16 protein-coding genes are annotated in these 15,143 nt (G+C 61.7%); 6 read left to right on the plus strand and 10 right to left on the minus strand.

Annotation, left to right across the window (positions count from 1 at the left end; translation table 11 throughout):
• Positions 1–90 precede the first annotated feature (90 nt).
• Entirely contained in the window at positions 91–360 is a 270-nt protein-coding gene (locus tag SJY33_RS01505; protein WP_379920741.1) for a GlsB/YeaQ/YmgE family stress response membrane protein, read from the minus strand.
• 831 nt (positions 361–1,191) lie between these two features.
• Here SJY33_RS01505 and SJY33_RS01510 point away from each other — a divergent pair.
• The 6 genes from SJY33_RS01510 (at position 1,192) to SJY33_RS01535 (ending at position 5,654) form a co-directional block, all read left to right on the plus strand.
• Complete coding sequence (locus tag SJY33_RS01510; protein ID WP_379920742.1) at positions 1,192–2,646, plus strand: cytochrome ubiquinol oxidase subunit I; 1,455 nt, start codon at positions 1,192–1,194, stop codon at positions 2,644–2,646.
• Positions 2,646–3,641, plus strand: a complete 996-nt coding sequence (cydB, locus tag SJY33_RS01515; protein ID WP_379920743.1) for a cytochrome d ubiquinol oxidase subunit II — start codon at positions 2,646–2,648, stop codon at positions 3,639–3,641. Before SJY33_RS01510 ends, cydB begins: the two co-directional genes overlap by 1 nt.
• Before the next feature lie 34 nt (positions 3,642–3,675).
• Complete coding sequence (locus tag SJY33_RS01520; protein WP_379920744.1) at positions 3,676–3,810, plus strand: DUF2474 domain-containing protein; 135 nt, start codon at positions 3,676–3,678, stop codon at positions 3,808–3,810.
• Positions 3,807–4,157, plus strand: a complete 351-nt coding sequence (locus SJY33_RS01525) for a DUF393 domain-containing protein (RefSeq protein WP_379920745.1) — start codon at positions 3,807–3,809, stop codon at positions 4,155–4,157. The genes SJY33_RS01520 and SJY33_RS01525 overlap by 4 nt, the downstream gene beginning before the upstream one ends.
• Before the next feature lie 65 nt (positions 4,158–4,222).
• Positions 4,223–5,386: an alpha-hydroxy-acid oxidizing protein gene (locus SJY33_RS01530; RefSeq protein WP_379920746.1), complete on the plus strand. Its 1,164-nt coding sequence runs from the start codon at positions 4,223–4,225 to the stop codon at positions 5,384–5,386.
• A 106-nt stretch (positions 5,387–5,492) separates the two neighbouring features.
• Positions 5,493–5,654, plus strand: a complete 162-nt coding sequence (locus tag SJY33_RS01535; protein WP_379920747.1) for a hypothetical protein — start codon at positions 5,493–5,495, stop codon at positions 5,652–5,654.
• Between the two features lie 8 nt (positions 5,655–5,662).
• Here the strand turns inward: SJY33_RS01535 and SJY33_RS01540 are convergent, their stop codons facing one another.
• The 9 genes from SJY33_RS01540 to tsaD form a co-directional block, all read right to left on the minus strand.
• Positions 5,663–7,114 (minus strand): NAD-dependent succinate-semialdehyde dehydrogenase, encoded by a 1,452-nt coding sequence (locus tag SJY33_RS01540; RefSeq protein WP_379920748.1) that lies wholly within the window; start codon positions 7,112–7,114, stop codon positions 5,663–5,665.
• Between the two features lie 114 nt (positions 7,115–7,228).
• Complete coding sequence (locus SJY33_RS01545; protein WP_379920749.1) at positions 7,229–8,239, minus strand: fumarylacetoacetate hydrolase family protein; 1,011 nt, start codon at positions 8,237–8,239, stop codon at positions 7,229–7,231.
• Positions 8,236–8,886 carry a maleylacetoacetate isomerase gene (maiA, locus tag SJY33_RS01550; protein ID WP_379920751.1) on the minus strand — a complete coding sequence of 217 codons (651 nt, stop codon included), beginning with the start codon at positions 8,884–8,886 and terminating at the stop codon, positions 8,236–8,238. Before maiA ends, SJY33_RS01545 begins: the two co-directional genes overlap by 4 nt.
• Positions 8,887–9,061: 175 nt before the next feature.
• Complete coding sequence (locus SJY33_RS01555; protein WP_379920752.1) at positions 9,062–10,273, minus strand: acyl-CoA dehydrogenase; 1,212 nt, start codon at positions 10,271–10,273, stop codon at positions 9,062–9,064.
• An 83-nt stretch (positions 10,274–10,356) separates the two neighbouring features.
• Positions 10,357–10,716 (minus strand): response regulator, encoded by a 360-nt coding sequence (locus tag SJY33_RS01560; protein ID WP_379920753.1) that lies wholly within the window; start codon positions 10,714–10,716, stop codon positions 10,357–10,359.
• A 70-nt stretch (positions 10,717–10,786) separates the two neighbouring features.
• On the minus strand, positions 10,787–11,368 hold the full coding sequence (locus SJY33_RS01565) for a hypothetical protein (RefSeq protein WP_379920754.1): 582 nt from the start codon (positions 11,366–11,368) through the stop codon (positions 10,787–10,789).
• A 137-nt stretch (positions 11,369–11,505) separates the two neighbouring features.
• Positions 11,506–13,047, minus strand: a complete 1,542-nt coding sequence (locus tag SJY33_RS01570) for a lipopolysaccharide biosynthesis protein (RefSeq protein WP_379920755.1) — start codon at positions 13,045–13,047, stop codon at positions 11,506–11,508.
• Positions 13,044–14,045, minus strand: coding sequence for an NAD(P)H-dependent glycerol-3-phosphate dehydrogenase (locus SJY33_RS01575; RefSeq protein ID WP_379920756.1), 1,002 nt, complete (start codon positions 14,043–14,045; stop codon positions 13,044–13,046). Before SJY33_RS01575 ends, SJY33_RS01570 begins: the two co-directional genes overlap by 4 nt.
• The gene (gene tsaD, locus SJY33_RS01580; RefSeq protein WP_379920757.1) at positions 14,042–15,127 is read right to left on the minus strand and encodes a tRNA (adenosine(37)-N6)-threonylcarbamoyltransferase complex transferase subunit TsaD; all 1,086 of its coding nucleotides are present in this window, start codon (positions 15,125–15,127) and stop codon (positions 14,042–14,044) included. The genes SJY33_RS01575 and tsaD overlap by 4 nt, the downstream gene beginning before the upstream one ends.
• Positions 15,128–15,143: the final 16 nt, after the last annotated feature.

The following is a 15,143-nucleotide window of genomic DNA, read 5'->3' on the forward strand; positions in this document are numbered from 1 at the left end:
AAACAGGCCCGTTCATCGAACGGGCCTGCCTTTGGATACTGATCGCGGTCTGTGCCTCTAGACCGCGGTCACATCGTATCTTTGATCGGATTAACGAACCTTGCCACGACGGAACAGGTTCACGATGGCCAGAAGAACAACGGCACCGATGAACGAAGCGAACAGCGAACGGATGTCAAATGCGCCCTCGGTGATCGGTGCGCCGCCAATCAGCGGGGTGATGATGAAGCCTGCGAGAATAGCGCCTACGATGCCGACTACCACATTGAGCAGAATGCCCTGCTGCGCATTGGTGCGCATGACGATGCTGGCGAGCCAGCCAAGAATTCCGCCCACGACGATAAGAATAATGAAGTTCATGTAAGTTCTCCTTGAATGAGATGGGTAATTAGATCCGAAATTGAATGTTCCAGCGCCATGTCCATTTTGTTTGGATCGATTTGAAAGGCTTATGACATAAGCCATGAATTGTTTGCGGGTCCTGCGCTGGTTTGGAAAATTTCGGGGGCTTCGGGTGGCAAAGGGGCTGCCAGTCAACCGTTGTCGAAAATGCCTCCGCGGTCTTGCGACACGCGGAGGCTAGGTTCGGGGGGCACCGCGGGTCAGTCGCTGATGCATCAGGGAAAAGTGGCGAAAGCAGCCAATGTTTCATGCGCCATGCAATTTTTTGCGCAACTTCCATCCATCCGCAAATGCATGACAAGCGTGCGAGCTTCGTGTCCTCGGCGCAGTTGATTCATTACAATGCGAAGCTCTGATTTTCGGCGTCCTTTACCCGTTGCCGGACGGGGGGCCGTGACGAACCTTGACTGACGCACCGCTAATCATATACACACTTTACGATTATTCATATAAAGTGTACGTGATGGCGAATGCTCAGTTCAGGAATAAACGGCTGATCGAGGGTCCGTCTATCGAAACAACTCTTCTACGAATCATGGCCATAGCTCCTAGGGATCGGTGTTTGCGCTTGCGACTTTCCCGCTACCTATCCCCCAATGATTTGGGACATTGTGTAAATGACATGCAGGCTATCGACTTTGTGCCAGCGCATGGCGGGGGCGCTCGTCCTTGGCATATGCCGCCCCGAAACCTCCGGCGGCGCCTTCATGCAACCCTTTTGGACGCAAACCGTATATTCCATGCAGCCATTGCAATTGAAGGCTGCGCGCAAGGGACTAGCTGCTGATCATGCTTGAGAACCTCGACGCCTTGCTGCTTGCGCGGATTCAGTTCGCGTTCACTGTCAGCTTCCATTTTTTCTTCCCGGCATTTTCAATCGGGCTGGCCAGCTTTCTCGCGGTGCTGGAAGGCTTGTGGCTGAAAACCGGTAAGAGCGTCTATCTCGACCTTTTCAAATACTGGCTCAAGATCTTCGCCATCGCCTTTGCGATGGGTGTGGTATCTGGCATTGTCATGTCCTACCAGTTTGGCACGAATTGGGCGGTATTCTCGGACAAGGCGGGGCCCGTTATCGGTCCGCTTATGGCGTATGAGGTGCTGACAGCCTTCTTCCTTGAGGCCGGCTTCCTTGGCGTGATGCTGTTCGGAATGAACAAGGTCGGCGAGAAGCTGCACTTTGCCGCAACGCTGATGGTGGCGCTGGGCACCTTCGTTTCGGCTTTCTGGATCTTGAGCGTCAACAGCTGGATGCAGACCCCGACAGGCTTTGAAATGGGTGCAAACGGCCAGTTCCTGCCTGGGCCGAGTTGGTGGGACATCGTTTTCAATCCCAGCTTTCCTTATCGTCTGGTCCACACGGTGATGGCAGCCTATCTGACGACCGCTTTCGTGGTGGGCGCGGTGGGGGCGTGGCATCTGCTGAAGGACCGCGCCAACCCCCACGCGCGTAAGATGTTTTCCATGGCAATGTGGATGGCTGCGATCGTTACGCCGCTGCAAATCTTCGCAGGCGACATGCACGGGCTTAACACGCTCGAACATCAACCTGCCAAGGTCATGGCGATGGAAGGGCATTTTGACAGCCACCCCGAAGGCGCGCCGTTGATCTTGTTCGGTATCCCTGACAGCGATGCGAAGACCGTGCGTTATGCAATCGAGATTCCAAAGGCTTCGTCACTGATCCTCAAGCACGATTTGAACGCGCCCATGGCGGGTCTGGACACGATTCCGGATGATGAAGAACCGCCCGTTGGCACGGTATTCTGGAGCTTCCGGGTGATGGTCGGCATCGGCTTTGCTATGCTCGGTATCGGCTTGTGGAGCCTGTGGGGCCGGGTACGCGGGCGGCTGTATGATATGCCTTGGCTGCACCGCGCCGCTGTTCTCATGGGACCATCGGGCTTTGCCGCGGTGCTCGCCGGATGGATCACTACTGAAGTGGGCCGCCAGCCCTATGTCATTTACGGTGTGCTGCGCACTGCCGATGCGGCCAGCCCGCTTGATGCACCTGCGGTTGCCGTTTCGCTGCTCGCCTTCGTGCTGGTGTACTTCGCCGTCTTCGGTGTTGGCGTTTGGTATATCACCAAGTTGATGAGCAAGGCGCCCCATGCTGGCGAGTACGGCGTCAAGCGCGGCGATGTCGGGCCGATCCGTACCGCTGGTATCACGCCGGGGCCGACACAGAACCCCGGCAAGCAGGAGTCGCTCCCGACCGAGCGCCAGAATGAAGAGGAGGACGCCTGATGGATCTGACCGTCGTCTGGGCCTTCATCATCGCTTTCGCGGTCTTCGCCTATGTCGTGATGGATGGGTTCGACCTTGGTATCGGCATCCTGTTCCCGACCTTCCGCGTGGGACAGGGTCGCAACCGGGCAATGAATTCGATTGCGCCGGTCTGGGACGGGAACGAGACTTGGCTCGTCCTTGGCGGGGGAGGGCTGTTTGCGGCGTTTCCGCTCGCCTATGCGGTGATTCTGCCAGCAACCTATCCGCTGGTCATTGCGATGTTGCTGGGGCTTGTCTTTCGCGGGGTCGCTTTTGAATATCGCTGGCGCGATGCGGCACATCAGAATTTCTGGGACAACGCCTTTTTTGGCGGTTCGCTGGTGGCCGCAATGTCGCAGGGCATGATCCTGGGTGCGCTGCTGCAAGGGATCGATGTCGAAGGTCGCGCCTATGCGGGCAGTTGGTGGGACTGGCTGACGCCCTATACGCTGCTGACGGGCGTCGGCACGGTCGCGGGCTATGCATTGCTGGGCAGCACCTGGCTGATCTGGAAGCTTGACGGCGGCGTTCAACGACACGCACGATACGTTGCCAAGCGCGCCGCGCTGGCCACGATTGCGCTGATGGGCGCGGTGAGCCTGTACAATATCACGCTAAATGCCGAATACGCCTCGCACTGGCTCACCGCGCCGGAAATCTACTATGTGGCGCCCGTGCCGATCATCACGGCGATCATCGCGCTTTCGATGCTGCGTGCGATTGCCAAGGATCGCACCTCCAAGCCGTTCTGGCTTTCGATCGCGCTGTTCTTCCTGGGGATGTCGGGATTGGGCGTGACGATCTGGCCCAATGTGGTGCCTCCGGCCATTAGTATCTGGGATGCCGCAGCGCCGGAACGCAGCCAGATCTTCATGCTGGTGGGGGTAGCGATTACGATGCCACTGATTATCGCCTACACGGTGTGGGCTTACTGGGTGTTCCGCGGCAAGGTGGCGGATGAAGGGTATCATTGATGTCCGTACGTAGCGCAGCGATAGGACGCAGCTAATGCTGGCTCCGCCCGAACAGCCACCCGAACCGCCCCTGTGGCAGCGTCTTGCATGGATGGTGGCCATCTGGGCCGCCAGTGTCGCCGTGCTTGGCGTGGTCGCCTATGTGATCCGGTTGTGGATCGCACCTTGAGCACACCAGTCAAGGTGTGGTTCGACGGCGCCTGCCCGCTGTGCCAGCGCGAGATTGCAGCGATGCGGCGGCTCGACCGGAACGGCGCGATTGATTTTGTAGATGTAGCCGAGAACGCAGATCCTTCTTGCCCGGTCGACCGCGCTCAGCTTCTCGCCCGGTTTCATGCTGAGGAAGATGGCGTCATCCACGATGGCGCGGCGGCATTTGCCGCGATGTGGCGCGCAGTACCGCTGCTTCGACCGCTCGGCCTTGCTGCGCGCAATCCCATCGTTCTGCAGGTGCTGGAGGCTGCCTATGTGCGCTTTCTCAAGGTCAGGCCCCGCTTGCAACGCTTCTTCGCCTAGAAAGCGCTTGCCCTTGTGTTGCTGATCGTCTGATCTGGCCCGATAAAACACGGGAGAGAACCGCCATGACCTATTACGGCGCGATGCAGAACGAAATTTACAACGCGGGTCTGAGCGGAACTTTGCCGACGTTTCCGGTTGATTTTGCCACTCTGGAAAAGCTCGCCCATGAGGCGCTTGGCACAAGCCTGACCAATTATGTCGCAGGCGGCTGCGGCGATGAACACACGCAGGACCAGAACGCCGCTGCGTTCCGCCACTGGGGCATGGTTCCGCGGATGATGGTCGATTGCTCTGCGCGTGACCTCTCGATTGAACTTTTCGGCCATACCTATCCTACGCCGCTGTTCATGGCGCCCATCGGGTTGAACGGCGAAGCGTCGCAGGACCGCCACGGCGATATGGCCGCCGCGCGCGCCTCGGCTCTGACGGGGGTGCCGTTCTGCGCCTCGACCTTGGCGAATGATCCGCTGGAGGATGTGGCAGCGGCCTGCGGCGAGACGCCGGCATGGTTTCAGCTTTACACCCCCAAGAACCGCGAACTGGCGACAAGCCTGATCCGCCGGGCCGAGCACGCAGGCTACACAGCACTGGTAGTGACGCTGGACACGTGGGTGACCGGATGGCGCCCGCGCGATCTTAATGCGTCCAACTTTCCGCAGCTGCGCGGGAAGGTTCTTCAGAACTACTTCACCGACCCTGTGTTCCGTTCGCTGCTCGCAAGACCGCCCGAGGAGGACCCTGCGGCGGCGATCTTCACCTGGGCTGCGACATTCGGGCAGGTGCTGACCTGGGATGACATGGCGTGGTTCAAGTCGGTGACCAAACTGCCGATCGTGCTGAAGGGCATTTGCCATCCGGATGACGCGCGGCGCGCGGTCGATACTGGGGCCGATGCGATATACTGTTCAAACCACGGCGGACGGCAGGCCAATGGCGGCATTGCGACCATCGATCTGCTCGCCGACGTGGTGGCTGCATCGGGCGACACGCCCGTGCTGTTCGACAGCGGCGTGCGATCAGGTACGGACGCGGTCAAGGCGCTGGCGATGGGCGCACGCGCAGTCGGCGTGGGACGGCCATACACCTATGGGCTGGCACTGGGCGGCGCTGAGGGCGCGGCGTGGGTATTAAGATCGATCCTTGCCGAGGCCGACCTTCTGATGGCTGTTAACGGTTATCCGACACTCGCCGCTGTTCGTGCTGCGGGTGTACAACGAACCGGTTAGGGAGAGTTACTGGGTCAAGCGCGTTAACCAAGTTTGCTTTACGTTTTCCACAGATTCGCTGGTATGAATAGGGCAACGACAGAAGATCGATTCGGGGACGTGATCCATGACCAAACCGACTATCTGGTCCAGCGGGCCAGATCCCATGCGCCGCACGGTCTGCCTTCGGGACGAACATTCGCGCCGCGCACGTTACGGTCGCATCCAGCCGATGCAGCCGCGCGAGTCGCTGTTGTCAAAAATCGCCGGGATTATCCCGCTTTCGTGAACTCCGCCTCACCCGCCTGACTTGGCGAGCATCACAAGTTTCGTGTCGGTGAAGGCAAGGTATCCTTCCTCTCCGCCTTCCGAGCCAAATCCGCTGTCGCCGATGCCGCCGAACGGCGTTTCGGGAGAGGCCACGATCAACTGATTGATGCCCACCATTCCTGCGCGCAGCGCCCGGCCAAGGTAGTGCGCTTCATCAAGATCGCCCGAAAAGGCATAAGCGGCCAAGCCATAACGCAGCGAATTGGCAATCCCGACCGCATCCTCGATCGCATCGAAAGGCACGATTCCCGCAATCGGGCCGAAGGGTTCTTCGGTCATGAAACGGCTGTCAGGCGCGGGATTGGCGATTACCGTGGGTTCGAAGAAGAAACCGTTTCCTACGATGGCTGAACCGCCGGTCACAACCTCCCCGCGATTGCCGCCCGCATCGGCGACGACCTGCTCCATCGCGGCAATTCGGCGACCATGCGCCAGCGGCCCCATGTCGACGCTGTCGTCCACGCCTGGATCGCCCACCTTCAGCCCGCCTGCCTGCGCCGCGAATTCGGCAACGAAGCGGTCATAGATGCTGCGATCGACCAGAAAGCGCGTGGGCGATACGCAGACCTGCCCGGCATTGCGGAACTTGGTCGCCGCGCACATCGCCACCGCACGGTCCAGATCGGCGTGTTTGCTGACGATGACCGGCGCATGCCCCCCCAGTTCGGGGGTGAAGCGTTTCATATGCGTGGCTGCCAGCGCGCCCAAGTGCTTGCCGACTACGGTCGATCCGGTGAAGCTGACCTTGCGCGTGATGGGGGAGGCGATCAGGTGTTCGGACACCGGGCCGGGATCACCATAGACAAGGTTCAGCACGCCTTTGGGCACGCCTGCATCGACGAAGCATTCGACCAGCAATTGCGCCGAGGCCGGCGTGTTTTCGGCAGGCTTCAGGATCGCGGTGCACCCTGCTGCCAGCGCGCCCGCGATCTTTTTGACCGGCAGATTGATAGGAAAGTTCCACGGCGTAAGCAGCACCGCAGGGCCGATGGGTTCATGCGTCACCATCTGCGCGATCAGTTGCGCGCCGCGCGTGGGGATCAACCGTCCGCCGCGACGCTTGGCCTCTTCGCCGAGGAAGTCGACGACATCGCAGGAAGATGTGATTTCTCCCAACGCCTGCGCCCGCGGTTTGCCCATTTCGGCGGTGACGACGCTGGCGATGGCCGGCGCCCGTTCGCGCAGCAGATCGGCCGCACGGCGCAGGATCGCATAGCGTTCCGCCCCCGAAGTCTGGCTCCACCCGGCAAAGGCATCGCCCGCCGCCTTCAGCGCCGTATCAAGCTGCGCGGGCGAGGCTTTGGGGCACTGACCCAGTACCGCACCGGTGGCAGGACTAACCACATCCATCGCCCCTGCTTCTCCGGCTTCGATCCAGGCGCCATTAATGAAGAATTTGAGCGTCGGGTAAGTGGACATGGGCAATTCCTTGATCTGGCGCGGCGCACGCTGCCTTCGAGCAGACGCGCGGCGGTATGGTCCGGGCGGTTTTGGTAAGGGCCTAGGTGGGGCCTGACGGCAGCCTGCCAACCCCTAGATTGCCACCACCTTCTGCTCGATCGCGCCGAAGATCGAATGGTTGCCCGCATCGCGCATTTCAATGCGCACTGAGTCACCCGCCTGCATGAACGGTGTCCTGGCCGCGCCATCCGCGATGGTTTCGATCATGCGGATTTCGGCAATGCAGGAATAGCCCGCGCCGCCATCGGCCACAGGCTTGCCCGCGCCGCCATCAGCGTCCTTGTTCGATACAGTGCCGGTGCCGATCACCGTGCCGGCGCCCAGATTGCGGGTCTTGGCCGCGTGGGCAACCAGCTGCGCCAGAGTGAAGGTTGCGTCCTGCCCGGCATTGGCGCGGCCGAACGGTGCGCCATTGTAATCGACCATCAGCGGCAGGTGGATCAGGCAATTGGCCCAGGCATCGCCCAGTTCGTCAGGGGTGACCGCGACCGGTGAAAACGCGCTGGCCGGCTTGGACTGGAAGAAGCCGAAGCCCTTTTCCAGTTCGCCCGGAATCAACCCGCGCAAGCTGACGTCATTGACCAGCATCAGCAACTTGATGTGGCCCGCCGCATCCTCGGCCGAAACGCCCATGGGCACATCATCGGTGATGCAGGCGATTTCGCCTTCCATGTCGCAGCCCCATGCTGGATCGCCCAGCGGGATATCCTGACGCGGGCGCAGGAAGCTGTCCGAACCGCCCTGGTACATCAGCGGATCGTGATAGAAGCTGTCGGGCACCTTGGCTCCGCGAGCCTGACGCACCAGTTCCACATGATTGATATAGGCGCTGCCATCGGCCCATTGATACGCACGCGGCAGGGGTGAATGCGCCTGACGTTCATGGAACCGTTCGCACGGCACGGTTTCATGTTCGACGTCGCGGGCAAGCAGTTCAAGTTCAGGCGCGACGCGTTCCCAGTTGTCCAGCGCAGCCTGAAGCGTCGGCGCGATGTATCCGGCGGTGGAACAGCGGGTCAGATCCTTGCTGACCACCACCAGCATCCCGTCGCGAGTGCCATTGTCGAGTGTTGCGAGTTTCATGCGGGTTTCCTCTCGGGGGAATCGGTTTGGTTGTCGGGATGCGCCGCCGCGAAGGCGGGCAGGGCAAGGCACGCGGCCTCGATACGGGTCATGTGCGGGCTGGCGCTCAGATCGTAATCAAAGCGCCGCGCGTTGTAGAGCTGCGGGATCAGGACGACTTCGAACAGGCCGGGGGCATCGCCGTGCAGGAAGTCGCCGGTTTGCAGCTGCGCCAGCCGCGCCTCAACCGGATCGAGCGTGCGTTTCAGCCAGTGGCGATACCACACGTTGATATCGTCCTGCGAATGGCCCAGCGGGTCCTTCAGGTATTTGAGCACCGGCAGATTGTTGACCGCGTGGATCTCGGTCGCGATGGCGTAGGCCAGTTCGCGCACCGTGTAGCGGGCTTCCAGATCGGCGGGTAGCAGCGGCTGGGCGCGATAGGCTTCGTCCAGCCATTCCAGCAGCGCCATCGACTGCGCCCGGTCGCGGCCGTCCGCTTCCAGCATCGGCACCGAACCGAAGGGGTTGCGCGTGGTGAAAGCCGCGCCTTTCTGTTCCGCGCTGACAAGGTTCACCGGCACGTTTTCGAACGCCAATCCCTTCAGCTGCAGCGCGATTCTGAGCCGGTATGATGTCGACGAACGGAAGTAGCCGTGAAGCTTCATGCCGCTGCCCCCTCAGGCGTGTAGGAGACACATGAGACACTGTTCAGGGACCAAAAAACCGGGCCCCCTTTGATGCCCGTATATCCCGCCGCGTTCATCTGCGTTTCCGGCCCTGCCATGGCGCGACGATGACCGCGATCGTGACTGTAGGACAGTCGCGTTTCTCCAAGCCGCATCAGAAGGCTGCAATTCCGGTGATGGCACGCCCCAAAATCAGCGCGTGCACATCATGCGTGCCTTCGTAGGTGTTCACCGTTTCAAGGTTCACCATGTGACGGATCACCTGATATTCTTCGGAAATGCCGTTGCCGCCATGCATATCGCGGGCGGCGCGAGCAATGTCGAGCGCCTTGCCGACATTGTTGCGTTTGATGATCGAGATCATGTCAGGCGCAAACCGGTCTTCGTCGATCAGGCGGCCGACGCGCAGCGATGCCTGAAGGCCCATCGCAATGTCGGTCATCATGTCCGCCAGCTTTTTCTGGAACAGCTGCGTGGCTGCCAGAGGCCGCCCGAACTGGTGCCGGTCCAGCCCGTATTGCCGCGCGGCAGCCATGCAGAATTCTGCCGCGCCCATCGCGCCCCAGCTGATGCCGTAGCGCGCCCGGTTGAGGCAACCGAACGGGCCCTTCAGCCCTTCGACATTCGGTAGCAGCGCCGATGCCGGTACGCGCACATCTTCCATCACGATCATCCCGGTGGTCGATGCGCGCAAGCTGATCTTGCCCTTGATCTTGGGCGCGCTGAGGCCCGCCATTCCTTTTTCCAGCACAAAACCGCGGATCGCGCCGCCGTGGGCTTCGCTTTTCGCCCACACCACGAAGACATCGGCAAACGGGGCGTTGGAAATCCACGTTTTGCTGCCCGAAAGGACGTAATCATCCCCGTCCTGTTTCGCCCAGGTTGTCATCCCTGCCGGATCGCTGCCTGCATCAGGCTCTGTCAGGCCGAAACAGCCGATCAGTGCGCCGCTGGCCAGACCGGGCAGATATTTGCGCCGCTGTTCATCCGAACCGTAGGCATAGATCGGATGCATCACCAGGCTGGACTGCACGCTGGCCATCGAACGGTAGCCAGAATCCACCCGTTCGATTTCGCGCGCGATCAATCCGTAGGCCACATAGCCCGCGCCTGCGCCGCCGAATTCTTCGGGGATGGTCGCGCCGAGCAACCCCGCCTGTCCCATCAAGGGGAACAGTTCGGGCGCATCGATTTCTTCGCGGAAGGCGGCAATCACACGCGGCTGCAGCTCGCCCTGGGCAAAGCCGTGCGCTGCATCGCGGATCATCCGTTCTTCTTCGGTCAGCTGGCTTTCAAGGTGGAAGGGATCTTCCCAATCAAATCGGGTGATCGCCGGTTCCGGTTGCGCATTGGTTGTGCCGTGCAAGGGGGCGTGCTCCTCTGTATCTTCCCGCCCACAGCCTTCGCAGGCTTGGCAATTCAGAGCAAGAGGGGCGGGGCCAGCAGGTTTCAGAGCGGGGTGATGACCCGGCTGACTGTATCCAGCATCTGCGCCGGTGGGCATGGCTTGGGCAGTGTAGTGGCACGGGGAAAACGGGCGGCGATCTCGCTTGCGGGATGCCGTTCGGAATGCAGGATCACCGGCACGTTTTCATCGATCAGCTTTTGCGCAAGTTCGTAGGCGCGCCCATCGGCAAGTTCTATATTGAGCACCGCCAGATCAGGCTTTTCTTTCTGGCAGGCGAGCATGACCGAACAGATGCCAGCGTGCGGCCCTTCGACTTCGTATCCGGCTTCCTCGAACGTATCACACAGATCAAAGGCGGTGATGAATTCGTCTTCGGCCACCAGAATGCGCAAAACCATCATCCATCTCCCGCCACGTCGACTCCCCCGACCGCGAGATGTAACATGGTTCAGACATCATCCTTGCGGGATATTATCCATTTCGGCCGAATTGTGCAGCAAATGCGTTTTCGTCACCCGCGGCGAGCAATTTTGCCTGTTCGACCCACTGATCGCGCACGATGCGACCCGAAAACCGGCCGAGCTTGGCGTCGATCCGCTCAATTTCCGACGGCTGCCATGCAGCGATCTGGGCAAAGGTGGTCACGCCAAATTCACCAAGCAGAGATGAAAGTTTCGGCCCCAGACCCTTGATGCGGGTAAGATCATCCGGTGCGCTGGTGGCGGGCGGCGGCGGCGCGGACATCGGATCGGGCCCGGCTTCGGCATCGGTACCAAGCGGCGATGCAGCCACAGCCTGCGTGTTGGCCGCTGCCGAGGTATCGCCCTGAATGATTTCGACGGCACGCGGCGCATCGATCAGCGCCTGATTGCGCGCCGCACGGGCCGCGCCATCTTCCAGCACATCGCGTGCAAGAGGTGCGGTGCTTTCATCCTCGATCAAACGGGCCTTGCGGCCAAGCCGCGAGATCAGCCACACGGCTAACACCAGAGCAACCAGACCAAGCAGGATGAACGGCAGATAGGCAGTCATTTCAGGCGACATGGCGGTCATGGTCTCCGGGACGAATCATGGCAACGTGTCCCGGGCCTTAGCAGCCACGGAACGTCTTGCTCAAACCTGTGACAGGATCGAATGTTCCGCGATGTCACGAACGGCGCCTGCGTGCGGTGCGGATGCGCGCCGGCCAGTTACGCCTGTGATGCGTCTGTTTCAGGTTCCGCCGCGACCTGCTTGCGGAACAGCACCTTGTCGCCTTCATCAAACCCGCGCCGCCATATCACAAGCGCATAGGTCGCCAGAATTGCGGGTATGCCGAACAGCAATTCCATCCATTCCGGAACCCAGGTAAAGGCATAGCCCACAACCACAGCGGGCGCGGCTGCATAGACCAAGGCCCAGCGCCAGTTGGATACGGGCGCCCTGAGCAAGTGCTTGAGCAGCATCGCTTTGATAAGGCTGGAAACGGCAAGCGCGATTAACAAGGCGCCTGCCGCGCTTGCCGCTTCGAAGCCTTTGCCCAGCCCATACATGTCGGCTGCTTCGATGAAGGCGATGGTCAAAGCCGCCTGCAGCACGATCACGCCAACCGATACCGCCAGATTGCGCTTGCGGGCAATATACACCAGCACGCTTTCGGAAACGACCGCCATCGATGCGGCAACCTCTGCCGCAAGCAAGAAGGCGAGCGCTGCAGTTCCGGCGACATAATCGGGCCCCCACAGGCCCATCACCGCTTCTCCCGGCACGCCCAGCACCAGCGCAATCCCCAGTTGCACCGCGATGATCCAGAACCCCACCTGGCGCACCTGCGCGGCGATCGCGCCCATATTGCCGATCCGCAGGTTCTTGGTGATTACGGGGGACAGGATCGGCTCGAAACTGGTTTTCAGTTTCTGCGGAAGCGATGCGATCTGCTGGGCGGCGTAATAGATACCTACCGTCTGCGGCGGGGCAAACAGGCCAAGGATGAAAATATCAAGCAAACGCGTGCCGCGTTCGATCGCATCGGCCCCCACCAGTGGGAACGCGCGGCTGGATATGGCAATCAACGCACGGGGCGCCGGGTTCCAACCGCGCGGCAGGCCAAAGGTGCGCAGGAAAGGCCACAGCGCGGTCAGCAATCCGGCATAGATCGACGCGATGAAGGCAAGCGCCAGGCCTGCATCGCGGGTGGCGGGGATGAAGAAGAACACCCCTGCGCCAATCGAGATCGTCCACGGCTCCACCACCGCCCGTGCGCGCACCGTGGTTGCGATGTCAAAGCGATAGGCCTGCGCTGCCAGCAAGATCTCGGTGACGGCAAAGGCAGGAATGGTGGCTACCAGCCAGATGTCCCACGGGCTGTTCATCCCGTTCGGAAACATCGGGTCGGGGAAAGCCAGCAGCAGCAGCGCGGCCACACCCGAATAACCAAGCGCCAGCAGGATGCCGTCATAGACAAGGTTGGTTTCCGCGCCGCGGTTTTCGCCCGCGCCTTCGGACAGGCGCTGCGCCAGCCCGCGCTTTTCGCCCAGCGAACAGATCAACGCGACAATTTCGATCAGCACCAGTGCCGATGCAAAGCGGCCCAACGCCTCCGCGCCGTAAAGGCGGGTTGCGATAATCAGGAACGGAATGCGCGCAATCAACCGGACCACAAAGCCCAGCGTGTTGGTGCGCCCGCCCTTGGCAAGAGCGGCCAGATCATCGTCTGCGGCGCCGTTGGTGGTGCCGGTTGCAGCGCCGGTCACGCAGGCACGTCCCGTTCAGCCTTCAGCGGCCGGGCGAGCAGCGCAGCAACCACCTTGCGTGCATCCTCGCCCCGCAAGATGGCATCCACGCCGGACACGATCGGCATGGCCACGCCGCGTTTGGCGGCAAGTTCGGCCAGGACAGGCGCTGTATGTGCGCCTTCGGCCACGGTGCGGCGATCCGCCATAAGGCTGGCCGCAGACGCGCCTTCGCCCAAGGCCTTGCCCAGCGAAAAATTGCGGCTGGATGTGCTGGAGCAAGTCAGCACCAGATCGCCAAGCCCGCACAGGCCGCTAAGCGTTTCGCCCCGCGCCCCCAGATTTTCCCCAAAGCGCAGCATTTCGGAAAAACCGCGCGCGATCAGAGCAGCGCGGGCGTTCTGACCCAGTCCCAGCCCATCAACCACGCCGCAGGCTATCGCGAGCACGTTCTTGACCGCGCCGCCGATTTCCGCGCCGATCACGTCATCCGAATAATAGGGCCGGAAGGTGGGGCGGGCGATCGCGGGCGCAAGCCTGTCCCACTGCGCTGCCCCGCCGCCGCAGGCCAGCGTCACCGCGGTAGGCAGGCCGGCGGCGACTTCATGCGCGAACGTGGGGCCGGACAGCACGGCAATGGCGCTTTGCGGTGCGGCTTCGCTGGCGACATCGAACATCATCCGCCCGGTGCCGGCTTCAATCCCCTTGGAACACAGCACCAGATCACGCGGTGCTGAAGCAAGGCCTGAAAGAACACGGCCCAGGACCTGCGCCGGTGTCACCACCAGCACGGTCTTGACGGCAGCCAGATCGGCAAGATTGCCGGTTGCGCGGATCTGCGGGGTGAGCACCGCTGACGGCAGATACAGGGGATTGCGGTGTTCGGCGTTGATCGCAGCCACCACTTCGGGTTCGTACGCCCACAATAACACATCGCGCCCATCCGAACCGAGCATCTGCGCCAGCGCGGTTCCCCAGGCGCCTGCACCCACCACACCGATTGTTTCAAGCTGGGTCATGCTTTCACTCCCGCTCCGCGTGCGATTTCAGCATCCGGGTCAAGCGGCCAGCGCGGCCGTGCCAGAAAATCGAGCGGGTCTCCGGCAAATTCGGTTCCGCGACGCCAACCCTCGGCCGCCAGCCTTTCGCATCCCGCCCAAGCGATCATCGCGGCATTATCGGTGCACAGCGCAATGGGCGGCGCGGTAAAGCGCATCGCATGGCGGGCCGCGAACGCCTCAAGCGCGCCGCGCACAGTCGCGTTCGCCGCGACTCCGCCGGCCACCACCAGCGCGGGGAACGGCCCGGCGCGTGTCAGCGCGAGGCTGAGCCGGTCGATCAGGCAATCGACTGCGGCCTGCTGAAAACTGGCGGCGATATCCTGCGGCGCGTGCAACCCGCTCTCCACCGCCCGCAACACTGCGCTTTTCAGACCCGCGAAGGAGAAATGCGGTTCAGGCGATCCTTTCAGCGGGCGGGGCAGGGGCACCGCTTTGGGGTCGCCCTGCAAGGCCAACCGTTCGACCGCCGAGCCGCCTGGGTAGCCAAGACCGAGGATCTTGGCGGTCTTGTCGAAGGCTTCGCCCAGCGCATCATCGATCGTGGTCGCAAGCCGGCGATAGTGGCCGACCCCTTCCACAGCCAGAATCTGGCAATGTCCGCCCGAAACCAGCAGCAGCAGGTAGGGAAACGCCAGCGACCCATCGGCCAGCCGGGGTGACAGCGCATGACCTTCAAGGTGATTGATCGCCAAAAGCGGTTTGCCCGATGCCATTGCCAGCGCTTTGGCACTGACAAGCCCCACCATCACGCCGCCAATCAGACCCGGCCCGGCAGTGGCGGCAATCGCATCGCAGTCGTCCAGCGTGACATTTGCATCGCCCATCACCTTGGCGATCATCGGAGCGAGCCGTTCGGCATGGGCGCGGGCGGCGATTTCGGGCACAACGCCGCCATAAGGCGCGTGTTCGGCTTCCTGGCTGGCGATCGACTGCGCGACAATCGTGCCATCGCCGCGCACAAGCGCGACAGCGGTTTCATCGCAGCTCGATTCGATGCCAAGCACAAGTGCTGTGTCAGAGGTGTGCGTTACCGATCCCATCCGGCTTCCATCTAGT

Source organism: Erythrobacter sp. R86502 (assembly GCF_042466465.1).
In the GTDB taxonomy this organism is placed as follows: domain Bacteria; phylum Pseudomonadota; class Alphaproteobacteria; order Sphingomonadales; family Sphingomonadaceae; genus Erythrobacter.